The organism is Nannocystis pusilla (genome assembly GCF_026626665.1).
GTDB lineage: Bacteria > Myxococcota_A > Polyangia > Nannocystales > Nannocystaceae > Nannocystis > Nannocystis pusilla.
In genome coordinates, this window is sequence record NZ_JAPNKE010000002.1 from 10,174,491 (window position 1) to 10,189,194 (window position 14,704).

Genomic DNA, 14,704 nt, shown 5'->3' on the forward strand with positions numbered 1-14,704 from the left:
TTTAGGAGGAGGCGCGGGGGGTAGGCTAGAGTTTAGGACAGGTCCTTCGCAACACGTGCGAAAGAGCAGGTCGCTCAGCCGGCCGGCTTGGCGTACTTCTCGATGCAGACCCGCATGATGTCGGAGATCGACGACTTGAGGGTCTTGTCGGTGGCGGCGTCGAGGGCGGCGACCTGGCAGGCGGCGGCCTCGATGCTGCCGAGGCCCGTGCAGCCGTTGACGGTCATCGGCCGCTGGGTGCCCTGGGCGGCCTTGAGCTTCTCGAGCTCGGGGCCCTCGAACATGCGCTCGAAGAACTTGAGCGGGCGTCGGCGACCGCGTCGCAGGCCTTCTTGATGTCCTTCGGGAGCTTGGGCGGGAGGGTGGCGAGGGCGTTGACCGCGGCGATCCGCGCGTCCTCGGCGTCCTTCTCGGCCTTGGCCTTGGCCTCGCGCTCGGCCCGGCGCTTGGCGATCGCGTCGTCCTCGACCTTCTTCGGCTCCTCGGCCTTGACCTCGGGCTCGGCCTTCTTGGCCTCGCCGCCGCAGGCGGTGGTGATGAAGAGGGCGAGGGCGAACGGGACGGCGCGGCGGACGGGCATCGTGGCGCGGAGGATCGCACGCCCGCGGCCTGGGGTGAAGAGGGGGCCCGTCGCGGCGCCGACGAGGCCGCCCGGCGCGTTCACCGGCGAGCCTCGCGTGCTGCCCGGGCGCTCGCGCGAGGCGGAAACTGCCGGGGTCGGGCGCTCGCCCTGCAGACGAGCGCCCGGCCGCGCGCGCAGGCGACGACGCGGCTCGCCGCGGTGCCGGTCTACCGGCGCACGGCGGCTCGCCGCGGTGCCGGTCTATCGGCGCACGCCGGCTCCGACGACGCGGTTCGCCGCGGTGCCGGTCTACAGGCGCACGCCGGCTCCGCTCGCCGCGGTGCCGGTCTACAGGCGCACGGCGGCGCGGTGGAACTGCTGGCGGATCGGCAGGATCGGCGGGCCGTTGCGCGTCGGGTGGACCCGATTGGCCAGCAAGATCGCAATCAAGGGGCCGCGGTTGTCGGGCGGGGTCGGATCGATCCACAGGGTGGTGCCCGTGAACCCCGTGTGGCCGGAGGCGCGCGCCGAGAGGACGTCGGCGGTGGTGCCGCTGCCGTCGGGGCTCGGGCTGTCCCAGCCGAGCTGTCTCGTGGAACCTGGCACTTTAGACAGGGTCCAAAAGACATCTCGCAGCGAAGGGTGGAGGCCGGGCAGGGTGCACTCGAGCCAGGCGCGGGCGAGCTCCAGCACCGCGGCCGCGTCGCCGAACAGGCCGGCGTGGCCGGCGACGCCGCTCATGACGAAGGCGTTGTCGTCGTGGACCTCGTAGTGGGCGCAGCGGACGGGGGTGCGGCAGGCGAACCAGCTCGGGACGCCTTCGGGGTGCAGCGCGGGGTCGTAGACCTCGGTCGGGGCGACGCGGTGCTGCTGGGCCGACGAAGGCCCGCGGGCGCCGAGCAGGCGGTGGAAGCCGAGGCGCGGGACGTCGCCGCGGTGCAGGTCGAGCGGCCAGGCGATCTTGTCGTCGAACAGGCGGTCGAGCGGCTGGGCGAACAGGCGCTCGAGCCAGGCGCCGAGGATCATAAAGCCGAGGTCGCTGTAGACGGCCTCGCTGCCGAGCGGGTACTCGGGCGGGGTCTGGGCGATCCGGTCGAGCACCCGCTCGGGGCGGCCGGGCCTCAGGTCGGCGAAGTACTCGCGGTGCGCGGGCAGACCTGAACTATGGGACAGGAGGTGGGCGAGCGTGGCCCCCGGGCAGGCGCGATCCCACTCGGCGGGCACCGGGGTCGTGAGTTCGACCCGCCCCTCGGCGACGGCCAGGGCCGCGAGGCTGGTGGTGGCCAGGACCTTGGTCAGCGAGGCGAGGTCGTAGACGGTGTCGCGGCTGACCGCGCGCAGGTAGCCCGGCGCGCCCTCGCGGCTGCCGAGGTCGCCGTGGGCCTCGTGGTAGACCTCGGCGCCGTCGCGCCAGACGAGGGCGACGCAGCCGGGGTAGACACCGGCGCGGACGCCGTGCTCGAGGAGGTCGAACAGGTCGCGATGCGGATCTTCACGCACGCCGGCGAGCTTGCAACACCCGCGCGGCGCTTGCTAGATCGCCGGCCATGCCGCTGCCCCTCGCCTCCGAGTCCGAACTGCGTCGCCGCCTGATCGTCGCGCTCGACGTGCCCGACGCCCGGGCCGCGGTCGCGGCGGCGCAGACGCTGCAGGGCCACGTCGGCATGCTGAAGGTCGGGCTCGAGCTGTTCGTGGCCGAGGGGCCCGAGGTGGTGCGCCGCCTCCGCGGCGAGGTGCCCGAGCTCGAGATCTTCCTCGACCTCAAGCTGCACGACATCCCCAACACGATGTGCGGCGCGATCCGCTCGGCTCGCTCGCTCGGCTGCCGCTTCATCACGGTGCACGCCGGCTCGGGCCTGGCCCACCTCAAGGCGTGCGTGGCCGAGGCCGGGGCGGAGCTCGGGGTGCTGGCGGTGACGGTGCTGACGAGCCAGGACGCGGCCGCCTGCGCCGAGGCCGGGCACACGCGCACGCCGGCGGAGTTGGTGGCGACGCGCGCGGCCCTGGCTCGCGCGGCCGGCTGTGCGGGGGTGGTGTGCAGCGGGCAAGAGCTGGCCGGAGTGCGCGCGGCGGCGCCGGGCATCGCCTGCGTGGTGCCGGGCATCCGCCCCGCGGGCGCGGAGGTCGGCGACCAGAAGCGGGTGATGACGCCGGGGCAGGCGATCGCTGACGGGGCGGCGTATCTGGTGGTCGGCCGGCCGATCCTCGGCGCGCCCGACCCGGCCGCCGCGGCCGATGCGATCGTCGCCGACATGCTGGCGGGCGCCGAGGCGAACTGAGGCGCGGAGAAGTCGAGACATGTCCGCAGGGACATGTCGTGACGAGCGGCGGCCGAAGCGAGCGTTCGCCGACATGCGGGCGGGCGCCGAGGCGAACTGAGGCGCGGCGGAGCCGGGACATGTCCGCAGGGACATGTCGTAACGGGCGGCCGCCGACGCGATCGGCTGCCGGCATGCGGGCGGGCGCCGAGGCGGAGGCGCGGAAGAGTCGGGACATGTCCGCAGGGACAGGCCGTAACGGACGGCCGCCGAAGCGATCGTCCGCCGGCATGCAGGCGGGCGCCGAGGCGGAGGCGCGGCAGAGCCGGGACATGTCTGCAGGGACAGGCCGTAACGGACGGCCGCCGAAGCGATCGTCCGCCGGCATGCAGGCGGGCGCCGAGGCGGAGGCGCGGTAGGGCTCAGGCATGTCCGCAGGGATATGTCGGCCCGGGCCGATGGTGCCGGGCGATCTGCGGCGCATGTCTCATCGAGCATGCCCGTTCAGACATGCATTTTTAAATGCATGTCCCGTAGGACATGACCGATCGTTTTTTAATAACCCTGCATCGGGATGCCGAGGGTGACGCGCTTGTTCGGGTGCTCGGCGGCGGTCCAGATCAGCTTCAGGTCGCGCTCGACGTAGAGGTCCTCGGGGCCGTCGGGCCAGGCGGTGATCTCGCTCATCGAGTCGGGGAGGTTGCGGTAGAGGCGGCCCCACTGCGAGGTCTGGCTCGAGCACGACAGGTAATAGACGTCTTCGTAGGTGACGGCGCCCTGGATGCGCGTCTGGCCGGCGATGGCGGCGTCGCTGGCGAACACGGTGCCGCCGTTCTCGACCAGGCGGGTGCTGGCGAGGTCGATCGGCCAGCGGGCGACGCGGCCGGTCAGGTCGGTCATGTACTCGGCGGTGACGAGCACCGGCGGCTCGGCGCTGCGGTCGAGCGCGACCGCGGAGAAGCGCAGCGGGCACGAGTCGGCGGTGAGGTTGTAGCGACCGATCTCCGGCACCGCGTAGCGATAGCCGTGGGCCTGCACCTCGCCGCCGGCGATCCCGATCGCGTTCTCGTCGTCGCTGGCGGTGGTCTCGAAGATCCGCGACATGTCGTAGACGCGGAAGCCCGCCGACGTCGAGGCGACGTAGAGGCGGTCGCCGACCCAGGTGATGCCGCCGGCGTGCAGGGCGTTGCCGCTGTTGGTGTTGGCGGCCGCGAAATTGACGTCGGGGCCGTCGCCGGTCGGCGTGACGAGCAGCAGGTGGCGGTAGCGGATCGCGTCGAGGTCGCTGATGTCGACCAGGCTGAGGCGCACGCCCCGGGCCGGCGGATCGGTCTCCTCGCGCTCGATGTTGTGGTACCACGAGACCAGGAGCAGCCGCTTGCCGTCGATCTTGTGGTCGGCTCGCGCGTCGGAGGAGCCGGTGATGCCCTGCGGGTACCAGTAGTCGACGGAGCCGTCGCCGGAGTTCCAGCGGAAGCCGACGTAGTCGTGGTTCTTCATGCGCTCGGCCTGGTAGGCCGACAGGCCCGGCACGGCCTCGCGGTTGAGCTGGCCGAGGACCGCGTCGATGCCGACGGCCGTGCCGGCGCGCGCGAGCAGGGCGTCGGCGCGGGCGATGCCGGCCGCGAAGTCGGTCGGCGCGAGGGCGAAGGCGCAGCCGTCGAGTGTTTTTAGATGGTGTTCGGTGGCGGTGGGCTCGACGTCGGCGCACGCCGGCGGGTCGACGCAGATCGGGTCGGGCGGCGGGTCGGGCGTGTCGGTGGTCGCGTCGGTGGTCAGGGTCGGGCCGGTGGTGTCGACGCCGGTGGTGCCGGTGACGGGGCCGTCGGTGTCGCTGGTGCCGGGCTCGCTGGGATTGGGGCTCGTGGTGCCGGGTGCGGAGGTGCTGGTCGGCTCGCCGGTGGTGGTGCTGGTGGTGCCGGTGGGCGCGGGGTCGTCGGTGGTGGTGGCCACGGACGAGGTCGCGGCGGTGCCGGGGTCGGTGCCGCTCGCTTCGCCCGTCGAGGTCGCAGGGTCGTCGCTGCAAGCCGTGAAGAGGAGGACGAGGGACGCGAGGGCGCGGCGGGGCATCGCCGCGAACGTAGCATCCCTTGCGCGCCGGGCACGACTCGCGGAGATCGCGGAAGGGCGAAGCGCAGTGCGGCGGCGGGGCGTGGCCTGCAACCGGGGGCTGCTCGCACCACTCGTGCGGGGGTCGGTCGAGGTTGCTCGTCGCGGGACGAGAGGGGTTCGCGGTGATGCGAGGTGCCACGGGCGAGCGAAGCGTCGCGTCCGCGAAGTGGGTCTCGGCCGGCGGCTCGCCGAAGAAGTCGAGGCGCGCGGCCTCTTCGTCGGCGGTCATGGGTCGCCGACCCGGACGGTGCGCGGCGGAAGGGGCGTGCGGGCGGAGGTGCGGGGGCGAGGTGTCGCAGGGAGGAGGTCGTGGGCTGTCCCGAGGGACATGTGATGACGTTGCCCGGGACGCTCGGTCGACCGATGCAGAAGGTGAGCGGGCGCGCTCGGGTGCAAGGGCGCTTGACAGGGCGGGGGGTGCGTGCATTCTCCCCGGCATGTTCGTTCGGTTCTCCTGAGGCCGGCTGATCGCGTCTGCGCTGGGTGGGCGCGGCGCCGGTCTCTACGAAGAGTCATCGACGGGTCGTGACGCCGCGTTCGCGGCGATCTGCGGGCGATTGGGTCGGGTGCGCGCGGCGGAGCTGCCATCGCGCCGCCGGCGACCGAATCGACGCTCGAGACACACGACGCGTCGAATCGTCGGTTCGTACGGCGCGCGGTGATGGCCGCGCGCAGGGAGAGTCGTGTGTCCAATATGATTTGTTTCCGTCGCCACGCGCGGCGGTCGGTCGATCATGCGGTGAGTCTCGGGTACTCGGCGCTGCGCGGTGATCTGGCGGCGCAGCAGATGTTCGCGCGGGTGCTGTGGATGGCGAGCGAGCGCTCCAACCTGCTGGACGGCGGCGCCGCGGCGGTGCAGGCGATCGTCCATCTGGCCCGCTTCCACGCGTGGCATCGGGCCGAGGTCGAGGGCTGGAAGGGCGGCCGCGGCCACCCGGTGGCGCTGGTACACTCGCTGGCGCAGCACCTGATGGGGCGCTATCCGGTGCCGCGAATGCTGGCCTCGGCGTGGTTCGGCGACGATTCGCCGCGGCGCGACGAGGAGCGCAGCTGGTTCATCGAACACGCAGGCGGGTGCCCGTTCCGCAAGCTGACCGGGCTGCCGGTGCAGCTGACGCGCAAGATGGAGCAGCAGCTGCTGAAGTCGCCGGCGGACCTGCCCGTGCGCGCGGCGATCCGCCGGGCCGAGCTGCTGGGGCTGGGGGCCGAGCCGGAGCTGGCGCAGGCGATCTTGCAGACCGAGCTGGGCGCCGACCTGCGCCACAGCGAGTACTGGCGCGGGGTGTTCCAGTGGATGATCCGCCACTGGGAGGCGCTGCCGGTGGAGCAGGTCGAGCCGATCGTGAAGTACCTGCGGGCGACGCAGCTGCGCGACGGCGCCGCGAGCGAGCAGCCCGAGTCGATGCCGCGGTTCGCCACGGCCGGGCGCACGCCCGAATCGCTGTGGCGACAGGTCCGCGAATGGCAGCACGAATTGCGGTTGGCGGCGCAACGCCAGCAGTGGGGCGCGCGGGGGCCGTACAAGACCTGGGCGGCCGCCGGCTGGGCGGGGCTGCGGATCTCCGACGATTGCGGCGACCCTGCCGTGACGGAGTGGATGATCGGCGAGCTGCTGTCGAGCGAGGGGCTGCGGGCCGAGGGCCAGGCGCTGCGCCACTGCGTGGGCACCTACGTCGGGCGGTGCGTCCGCGGGATGTCGAGCATCTGGTCGCTGCGCAGCGCCGACCGCGAGGGGATGGTGGCGTCGCGGTTCACGATCGAGGTCGAGCCGCAGAGCCGGCGGATCGTGCAGATCCGCGGGTTCGCCAACAGCCGCGTGCAAGGCCTGGCGCGCGAGATCATCGCTCGCTGGGCGCGACAGGAGCGGCTCGACATGACCGGGTCGTGACCGCAGGCCCGGCGAATGAGGGCACCTCGCAGCGGCGCGCGGGTGGCCTCATTCGCCGGAGAGGCGGGCGATCGCGCGTTCGAGCGCGCGGTCGGTGCCGGCGAGCACTTCCTCGGCGGTGTTGAGCACCTCCTCGTCGGGCGGGACGCCGACGCCCTCGTAGCTGGCGCCGGTCGGCCCGCGGTAGTCGCCGACGGAGATCGAGACCATCCAGCCGTTGGGGAGGTCGCGCATGATGTTGTCGGAGAGGGCGCCGTTGGTGGCCTCGCCGAGGTGGACGACGTGGTCCTGGGTGCCCATGGCCAGAGTGAAGGTCTCACCTGCACTTTGGGTCAGGAAGCTGGTGAGCAGGACGACGGGTCCGGTGTAGGTGTCGTCGGTCGGCTCGACGTACCACGCCTCCGGGGCGGTGAAGTCGTCGCGGTCGGGGCCGCTGCGCTTGCGAGCGGTCATGAACAGGCGCCGGTCGGCGGCGAAGCGGCCGGCGACGTACTGCACCAGCGGGTCGAGGCCGCCGGGGCAGTCGCGGACGTCGACGACGATGCCGGGCGCGTCGCCGAGCGCGGCGAAGATGTCGTCCATGGTCCGGCGCCACTCGCGGCGGTCGCCGTCGAACAGCTTGAGGTGGACGTACCCGACATCGCCGTCGAGCCGGCCGTACTCGACGAGCTCGCCGCCGTCGACGTGGTCGCGCAGGTAGTCGCTACGGATCAGGTCGTAGTCGTAGTTGCCGACCGGCATCACGCCGTCGACGCGGAGGTGGTTCCACACCGGCAGCTCGGGATCGCCGGCCGGGTAGAGGCTGACGTGGGTGTCGCCCAGGTGGCCCAGCAGGTCGGCGAACACGGCGTAGAGCTCGGCGCGGGTGCTGCCCGGCCGGACCTGCGGCGCGTAGACGGCGTGGAGGGCGTCCCAGTCGACGCCCTTGACGGCGAACAGGCCGTAGTAGCGGTCGAAGTCGTCCCACAGCCGCTCGAAGTTGGCGACCGGGTCGGCGCGGCTGACGTCGTCACCGAGCTCGGGGTCGCACGCGAGGGCGAGGCACACGGCGAGCGGCGCGAACGCTGGGGTCAATGTACGAAAGGACATACGATCAATCTCCCTTCCGGGCGCTGAAGTCGAAGGCGATCGAGGCGAGCAACGAGTGCTGCACCGAGCGCAGCGGCCGCGGGTCGCGGTCGTAGGTGTAGGTGCCCTCGTACGCCAGGCCGCCGAGCCAGCGCCGGCCGAGGCGGATTTGCAGGCCGAGGCTCCACTGGACCTGGCGGAAGCGCCCGAGCGACTCGACCTCGGTGCGCTGACTGACGAACCCGCCGAGGAGGCCGCGCTCGGGCCGCGAGACGGTCCCGTGGTACGGCATCCGCGAGACGACGGCGAGCACCGGCATGCGCGCGCCGACGGTGAGGAGGCCGCGGCGCCCGAGCGGCTGCTCGAGCGCGAAGGTCGGCGAGAGGGTGCCGGCCAGCATCAAGCCGGGGGCGACGAAGCCCTGCGGGTAGACCATGTCCTCGGCGAGGGTGGCCCCGAGCGCGACGCCAGGGCGGTGACCCGCGGGCCGCAGGAGCCGGCGCAGGTAGGTGAAGGAGAGCCCGCCGGTGTAGACCACGCCGCGGGCGTCGGCGTGGAGGGTCTCGGTGCCGTGGAGGTCGGACTCGATCAGGTCGAATTCGCGGTGTCGATATTGCTTGGCGTAGTACGGCCCGAGGATGCCGGCGCGCAGGCGGACCGCGAAGATGTTGCCGCCGCGGCGCAGCTCCCAGCCGAGCCCGAGGGTGGGGAGGTGGCCGATGTAGGTGAGGTCGGAGGCGCTGCGATCGAGGACGGCGAGGCGACTCCAGCCGAGACTCACGCCCAGGGCGTGGAAGTCGGCGGGGCGATCGTCGGCGCCGGCGCTGCCGGCGACGAGCAGCGCCAGCAGGACGGACAGCGACGCCAGCGCGGCGCGTCCGCGTCGCAATATCAGGACCGAGACTATCGACATATTGGCAGGGCTTGGAGCCGCGGCCAGGGGACGCTGTTTCTCGGGCGAACCGTGCCGATCGTCACGACAATCTCGTCCTGTCGAGATGGGGCCCGAGGTGTCATGTGCCGCAGCGTCTGCGTCGCGGCCCGGTCGCGGACGCCGACGGCTCCGCTCGGGCCTGGACGAGGGCGGAGCGATCCCCGAGGAACGGGCGGAATCGCGCTGCGAACCGCGGAGCCCCGGCGTCGTCGCAAGCGCAAGCGCCGGCCCGCGCGGCACGTCCGAGGTTCGCGACGAGGACGAGACTCGGCGCCGGCGGGGCTCCAGGGTCGGGCGTGGGGTATCCTCGGGTGACACGATGCCCGCCGATTCCTCCGCCGGCCAGATGGCGCCCGAGTTCGCGAGCGACGAGGATCTGCTGGACCGGCTCTCCTCGCGGCCGCACGAGGTGGTGTATCTGGTGGGCTCGGCGGTGACGGCCCCGAGCCGCGCGGGCGAGCCCGGGGTGCCGCGCGTCGACGGGGTGATCGAGCTCATCCGCGGCGAGTACCAGCGGGCCAGCGAGCTGCAGCGGTTCGAGGCGGCGCTGACGAAGGAGCCGGACAACCGCTACCAGGCGGCGTTTCGCCACCTGCTGCGCACGCGCGACCAGGACGTGGCGAACGCGGTGATCCGCCGCGCCGTGCTGGCGGCCCGCCGGCCGTCGCCGCGGTTCCCGGCGCCGCCGGCGGTGATCCACGACCACGAGGTGTGCCGCGCGCTCGAGGACGACGTCGAGGGCTGGCACCTGCCGCCGGCCGCCGACGCGCTCGGGCAGGTGCTCGCGCGCACCGGCGCCGACGCGGCCGCTGGTGCTGACGTCGAACTTCGACCCGCTGGTGGCGATCAGCGTGCGCCGGGCCGGCGGCCGCGCCTACGTGACCGCGCTCCACGGTGACGGCAGCCTGGCCGGCGTCGACGGCCAGGGCTGCCTGGTGGTCCACTTCCACGGCGACTGGTTTCGCACCGACACGCTGCACACGCCGGCGCAGCTGGGCCAGGACCGGCCCAAGCTGTCGGCGTCGCTGGCCCAGCTGATCAGCGCGCGCACCCTGGTGGTGCTCGGCTACAGCGGGTGGGACGACGTGTTCACGCGCTCGCTGATCGCGACGGTCCGCGGCGGGCTGGCGCCGCTCAAGATCGCGTGGGCGTTCTATCCGGAGGACGAGGCGGCGATCGTGCGCGGGTCGAGCCGCCTGCTCGAGGCGCTGCGCCCGGGCATCGAGCTCGGCCGGGTGGTGCTCTACAAGGGGATCGACGCGCACACGTTCCTGCCGCGGCTGGCCGAGCGCCTGGCCGAGCCGACCGCGAGCGAGAGCGGGGCGCAGCACGCGGGCGCGAGCGGGGCGCGGCCCGGCGAGCGGGGCGCGGCCCGGCGAGAGCGGGGCGCAGCACGCCAGCGAGAGCGGGGCGCAGCACGCGGGCGCGAGCGGGGCGCGGCCCGGCGAGAGCGGAGCGCACCTCGCGGGCGAGAGCGGGGCGCGGCCGGGGCAGAGCGGGTCGTTCTTCGCCGGCGAGAGCGGGCAGCGGCCGATCGTGCCGCCCTCCGAGCCGGCGGCGTCGTCGTCGCACACCGCCGGCTCGCTCGCCGCGGTGCTCGGGACCCACGCCGAGGCCGCCTGCGCGCCGGGGACGACGCCGCCCAGCTCGTCCTCGGGGACAGGTCCGCAAGGACATGGTGCTTCGGGCATGTCCTCGGGGACCGGTCCTGCAGGGCATGTCGCTCCGGGCATGCCCCAGGGGCCGAACCCGTTCCAGAAGGCCGGCATGCTGGGGCTGGCGGCGCGCTCGTACGTGGCGCGGGCGGCCGACGCGGCGCTGGCGGAGGCGCTCGAGGGCGGCGCGAGCGTGGTGGTGGTCCGCGGCGACTTCTCGATCGGCAAGTCGAGCCTGCTCTTGCGGGCCGACCGCGCGTGGCTCGGCGGGGCGGGCGCGGCGGTGTGCCTGCTCGACCTGCAGATGATGCGGGTCGACGACGTGAACCTGTTCTTCGACGAGTTCTTCGCCGAGGTCGGCCGCGCCTACGGGCAGACGTTCAAGACCTGGCGCGAGGTCCAGACGGCCGCCGCCCAGCGGCCGCTGCTGCTGACGCTCGACGAGTTCGGCGGGCTGACGCCGGAGGTGGCGCAGCGGTTCGTGCCGGCGCTGTACCGCGTGGTCAGCCAGCTCGCGGGGTCGCTGCGGCTGGTGGTGACGACGCGCGACCCGATCGCCGAGGTGCTGGCGAGCTTCGAGCTGTCGAACCCCAACCTCGGCGACTGGCTCGAGGTCGAGCTGCGCCCGTTCACCGAGGCGGAGCTCGGCCAGCTGCTGGCCCTGCTGCCGCCGCGGGCGCGGGCAGTGGCGGAGGCCGAGCGGGCGACGATCCGCGAGCGCACGAAGATGCTGCCGAAGCCGGCCCAGTGCCTGTGCTTCAACCTGTGGAAGGACGAGGCGGCCGGGGCCGGCGACGCCGACCTGGCGGCGCGGGTGCGCAAGAAGAGCTACCGGTGACGGTCGACAACCCGTACCGGGCGGCAGGGGCGTTCGCCGGCAAGGCGTACATCCGCCGCGGCGCCGACGCGGAGTTGGTCGAGCAGATCCGCGACAACCAGTACTACCCGTACTTCGCGGCGCCGCGGCAGAGCGGCAAGTCGAGCCTGATCGCGCGCACGATGTCGTCGCTGCCGGCGCCGGAGTTCCGCTGCGCGCTGGTCGACCTGTCGCCGTTCGTGGTCCGCTCGTACGACGACTTCTGGCGCCAGTTCCTGCACGAGGTGGCCCGCAGCGCCAACTTCGACCCGGCGCCGATCGGCAAGGGCGACCCGCGCGAGGTGTTCAAGGCCTGGCTGGCGGCGTTCCCCGGCCGCCTGGTGATCTTCGTCGACGAGATCGACGTGCTCCTCCACGTCGAGTGCCGCGAGCAGATCTTCAGCAAGATCAGGACCTTCTTCAACCTGCGCGCGCACGAGGAGGCGCTGCAGCGCCTGACCTTCGTGCTGGCCGGGGCGGCCCACTCGTCGCGCTTCATCTCCGACCCGCGCTGGTCGCCGTTCAACGTCGCCATCGAGATCGCGCTCGAGGACCTGTCGCTGGCGCAGGTCAGCCAGCTCGCGTCGTACCTGGCCACCGCGGGGGCGTTCGCCGGGCCCGACCTGGTGTCCCGCGTGTTCGAGCTGACGGCGGGCTCGGTGTTCCTGTGCCAGCTGGTGTTCGAGGCGCTGTGGAACCGCGCCGCCCGCGGGGCCAAGAAGCTCGACGCCAGCGACGTCGACGCGGTGGTGGCGACGATCGTCGCCGAGAGCTCGCGCAACATCCACTTCTACAACATCTTCCGCCTGGTCACCCAGGACGCGCGCCTGGCGATGCTGTTCCGCCGCCTCGTCGACGGCGAGGAGCTCGGCGAGGAGGACCGCAAGGAGCTGCAGCTGACCGGCCTGTGCCGCGGGATGGACCCGTTCCGCAACGAGGTGTACGCCCGCGTGTTCGGGACCGGCGGCCCGCTCGACCTCAAGGTCGCAGGCGCCAAGGCGACGCTCGGCCGCAAGCTCGAGGCGGCGCTGACGAAGCGCCAGCAGCTCGCGGACGAGGGCGGCGCGACGACCGAGGTCGAGATCGAGATCGCGGCGCTGAAGCGAGAGTTCCGCGAGGGCGCGCAGCTCCGCGTGGGCGACGTGCTGGCCCGCGGCCGCTACCGCCTGCTGGGGATGGTCGGTCAGGGCGGGTTCGCCACGGTGTGGCACGCGCGCGACGAGACGACCAAGCGCGAGGTGGCGCTCAAGGTGCTGCACGGGCAATTCGCGGAGGACAAGACCCGCCGCGACCGCTTCTTCCGCGGGGCGTGGAAGATGTCCGAGCTGCGCCACCCGGCGATCGTGCAGGTGCTCGAGCCGTACGGCGAGGAGGCCGGGCGCCACTTCTTCGTGATGGAGTACATGTCCGGCGGGACGCTCCACGAGGCGGTGCTCGACAAGAAGCTCACCGCGGATCAGGTGGTCGCGGGCGTCGTCGCGGTCGGCCAGGCGCTGGTCCACGCGCACGAGCGCGGGCTGGTCCACCGCGACGTGAAGCCGTCGAACGTGCTGCTCGGCGAGGCCGCCGCGGCCAAGCTGACCGACTTCGACCTGGTCCGCGAACAGGACGCGTCAGGCTCGACCCGCACGGGGCCGATGGGCTCGTTCATCTACGCGGCGCCCGAGGTGCTCAACCGGCCGCAGGACGCCGACCACCGCGCCGACATCTACGGCCTGGCGATGACCGCGGTGTTCGGGCTCCACGGGGCCGAGTTGCCGCTGGAGGTGGTCCGCGACGCCGACCGCTTCATCGACCGCCTGCACTGCGGGGGGTTGATGAAGGACGTGCTCAAGAAGGGAGTGGCGTGGGAGATCGAGCGCCGCTTCCGCTCGGCGGCCGAGTTCACGCAGGCGCTGTCGACGGCGTGGGCGGAGAAGGAGGTCGAGGCCGCGCCGCCGCCGCAGAAGTCGATGGCGCCGACGTGGACCGCGATGTTCGCGACGCTGCCGCTGCCGGAGTCGGGACCGCTGGCGGCGGCGAAGCCGGCGGCTCCGGCGGGGGGCCGGGCGGCGCGGCGGCCCCGATGACGCTGCGGAGCGCGGCGCCTGTCGAGGTGGATCTGGACGACGCGACGCTGCTCGAGGCGGAGCGGGACGACGACGCGGCGCCGATCGTCCCGGCGCTGGAAGCCGCCGCGCCGCGATCGTTCGCGGCGCCGATGCTCGCGGCGCCGATGGCCCCGGCGCCGATGGCCCCGGCGAAGCTCGCGGTGGCGAAGCAAGAAGAGGCCCCGCGCGCGGCCGAGGCGACGCTGACGACGGCGGCCCTGTCGGCGACGGCGCGGCAGGCGACCGCCACCGAGATGGCCCTCGACGAAGCGACGGTGGCGAGCGCCGAGATCGACGCGGTCGAGCGCGCGCGTCACCCGACCACGGGCGCGGTCTACCCGCGAGCCGCCGCGCAGGCGGAGGCCGTGCCGCCGGCGGCAGTCCACGCGCGGGCGCCCGGCCGCGGCGTGTACGCGCTGCTGGGCCTGTGCGCCAGCGCGGCGCTGGTGCTGCTGGCGATGCAGATCGCAGGCCCGAGCCTGCGCGAGACGAGCGAGCGCGGCGGCAGTGACTCCGGTGATTCGCGGCAGTTCGTGCCGTCGAAGAGCGAGCAGAAGCGCGACCCCTCGGCCACCGAGCCCGCGCCGCCCGAGGCCAAGCAGGACGGCTCCACCACGCAATTCGAGAAGATGGGCCCCGAGCTGCCGCCGGCGACCGTGACGAGCGCGCCGCCGCCGTCCACCGGCGAGAAGCCGCCCGAGGTGACGACGTCCGGGCCCGAGCCGGGCAGCGAGACCACCGACGGCACGACGACCGGCGAGGCGGACCCGCTCGACGCGAGCGGCACGGCCGGCAAGGCCAGCGAGGCGACCACCAGCAAGCCGGGCAACGACAAGCCGCCCGCGGCGCCGAACGTCGGGCAGAAGCGGCCGAAGAAGACGATCGAGGAGCGGGTCGACGACGGCTGCTATCAGGTGAATTTCCGCGACGCTCAGGCGGGCGTGAAGATCTTGCAAGCGGTGCTCGAGCAGAAGCCGCAGAACATCGAGGCGCTGCGCTGCATGGCCCAGGGCATGCGGCAGATCGACAAGTACGACGACGCCGAGGTCTACTATGAACAATTGCTGAAGGCGACCGGCGACCTGCATTGACGGCGCTGCTCGGGCTGGCCCAGGTCAACGAGCTGATGACCCGCTACGACCGCGCCAACGATTATTATCAGCGGGTGATCCGCATCGACCCGGACAACAAGTCGGCGCAGGCGTTCTTCAACAGCTGGGCCGGCGGGACGGCGCGCAGCTCGCCCGGCGCCCCCGGGTTCCAGCTCAAGCGCTGACGCCC

The 14,704-nt window shown here is 73.0% G+C and carries 13 protein-coding genes and 1 pseudogene; 8 read left to right on the forward strand and 6 right to left on the reverse strand.

Annotated elements, in window-relative coordinates:
• Nucleotides 1-74: 74 nt before the first annotated feature.
• The 3 genes from OV079_RS45075 to OV079_RS45085 form a co-directional block, all read right to left on the reverse strand.
• The gene (locus OV079_RS45075; protein ID WP_267776058.1) at nucleotides 75-284 is read right to left on the reverse strand and encodes a hypothetical protein; all 210 of its coding nucleotides are present in this window, start codon (nucleotides 282-284) and stop codon (nucleotides 75-77) included.
• Nucleotides 224-580 (reverse strand): hypothetical protein, encoded by a 357-nt coding sequence (locus OV079_RS45080; protein WP_267776059.1) that lies wholly within the window; start codon nucleotides 578-580, stop codon nucleotides 224-226. Before OV079_RS45080 ends, OV079_RS45075 begins: the two co-directional genes overlap by 61 nt.
• Before the next feature lie 330 nt (nucleotides 581-910).
• Complete coding sequence (locus OV079_RS45085; RefSeq protein ID WP_267776060.1) at nucleotides 911-2,062, reverse strand: serine hydrolase domain-containing protein; 1,152 nt, start codon at nucleotides 2,060-2,062, stop codon at nucleotides 911-913.
• A gap of 47 nt (nucleotides 2,063-2,109) precedes the next feature.
• On the opposite strand from OV079_RS45085, the gene pyrF reads away from it, so the two are divergent.
• The gene (pyrF, locus tag OV079_RS45090) at nucleotides 2,110-2,841 is read left to right on the forward strand and encodes an orotidine-5'-phosphate decarboxylase (protein ID WP_267776061.1); all 732 of its coding nucleotides are present in this window, start codon (nucleotides 2,110-2,112) and stop codon (nucleotides 2,839-2,841) included.
• A gap of 534 nt (nucleotides 2,842-3,375) precedes the next feature.
• On the opposite strand, the gene OV079_RS45095 is transcribed toward pyrF, so the two are convergent.
• On the reverse strand, nucleotides 3,376-4,890 hold the full coding sequence (locus OV079_RS45095; protein ID WP_267776062.1) for an LVIVD repeat-containing protein: 1,515 nt from the start codon (nucleotides 4,888-4,890) through the stop codon (nucleotides 3,376-3,378).
• A 781-nt stretch (nucleotides 4,891-5,671) separates the two neighbouring features.
• On the opposite strand from OV079_RS45095, the gene OV079_RS56735 reads away from it, so the two are divergent.
• Nucleotides 5,672-6,820 carry a PcfJ domain-containing protein gene (locus tag OV079_RS56735; protein ID WP_267776064.1) on the forward strand — a complete coding sequence of 383 codons (1,149 nt, stop codon included), beginning with the start codon at nucleotides 5,672-5,674 and terminating at the stop codon, nucleotides 6,818-6,820.
• A 48-nt stretch (nucleotides 6,821-6,868) separates the two neighbouring features.
• Here the strand turns inward: OV079_RS56735 and OV079_RS45105 are convergent, their stop codons facing one another.
• Together OV079_RS45105 and OV079_RS45110 are read right to left on the reverse strand one after the other, a co-directional pair.
• On the reverse strand, nucleotides 6,869-7,909 hold the full coding sequence (locus OV079_RS45105) for a S41 family peptidase (RefSeq protein ID WP_267776065.1): 1,041 nt from the start codon (nucleotides 7,907-7,909) through the stop codon (nucleotides 6,869-6,871).
• Between the two features lie 4 nt (nucleotides 7,910-7,913).
• Nucleotides 7,914-8,777, reverse strand: coding sequence for a hypothetical protein (locus OV079_RS45110; protein ID WP_267776066.1), 864 nt, complete (start codon nucleotides 8,775-8,777; stop codon nucleotides 7,914-7,916).
• Between the two features lie 364 nt (nucleotides 8,778-9,141).
• Here OV079_RS45110 and OV079_RS45115 point away from each other — a divergent pair, with 364 nt between their 5' ends.
• The 6 genes and pseudogenes from OV079_RS45115 to OV079_RS45135 all read left to right on the forward strand — a co-directional run bounded on the left by OV079_RS45115 (nucleotide 9,142) and on the right by OV079_RS45135 (nucleotide 14,699).
• Nucleotides 9,142-9,720 (forward strand): hypothetical protein, encoded by a 579-nt coding sequence (locus tag OV079_RS45115; protein WP_267776067.1) that lies wholly within the window; start codon nucleotides 9,142-9,144, stop codon nucleotides 9,718-9,720.
• Nucleotides 9,674-9,931, forward strand: a pseudogene (locus OV079_RS59660) (SIR2 family protein); the annotation flags it as partial. The gene OV079_RS45115 and the pseudogene OV079_RS59660, both read left to right, overlap by 47 nt.
• Nucleotides 9,932-10,358: 427 nt before the next feature.
• Nucleotides 10,359-11,315 (forward strand): hypothetical protein, encoded by a 957-nt coding sequence (locus OV079_RS56740; RefSeq protein WP_267776068.1) that lies wholly within the window; start codon nucleotides 10,359-10,361, stop codon nucleotides 11,313-11,315.
• Nucleotides 11,312-13,402 carry a protein kinase domain-containing protein gene (locus tag OV079_RS45125; protein WP_267776069.1) on the forward strand — a complete coding sequence of 697 codons (2,091 nt, stop codon included), beginning with the start codon at nucleotides 11,312-11,314 and terminating at the stop codon, nucleotides 13,400-13,402. Before OV079_RS56740 ends, OV079_RS45125 begins: the two co-directional genes overlap by 4 nt.
• Before the next feature lie 26 nt (nucleotides 13,403-13,428).
• A complete protein-coding gene (locus OV079_RS45130) occupies nucleotides 13,429-14,514 on the forward strand; it encodes a hypothetical protein (protein ID WP_267776070.1) in 1,086 nt (361 codons plus the stop codon).
• Nucleotides 14,511-14,699: a hypothetical protein gene (locus OV079_RS45135; RefSeq protein ID WP_267776072.1), complete on the forward strand. Its 189-nt coding sequence runs from the start codon at nucleotides 14,511-14,513 to the stop codon at nucleotides 14,697-14,699. The genes OV079_RS45130 and OV079_RS45135 overlap by 4 nt, the downstream gene beginning before the upstream one ends.
• The last annotated feature ends 5 nt before the right edge of the window (nucleotides 14,700-14,704 follow it).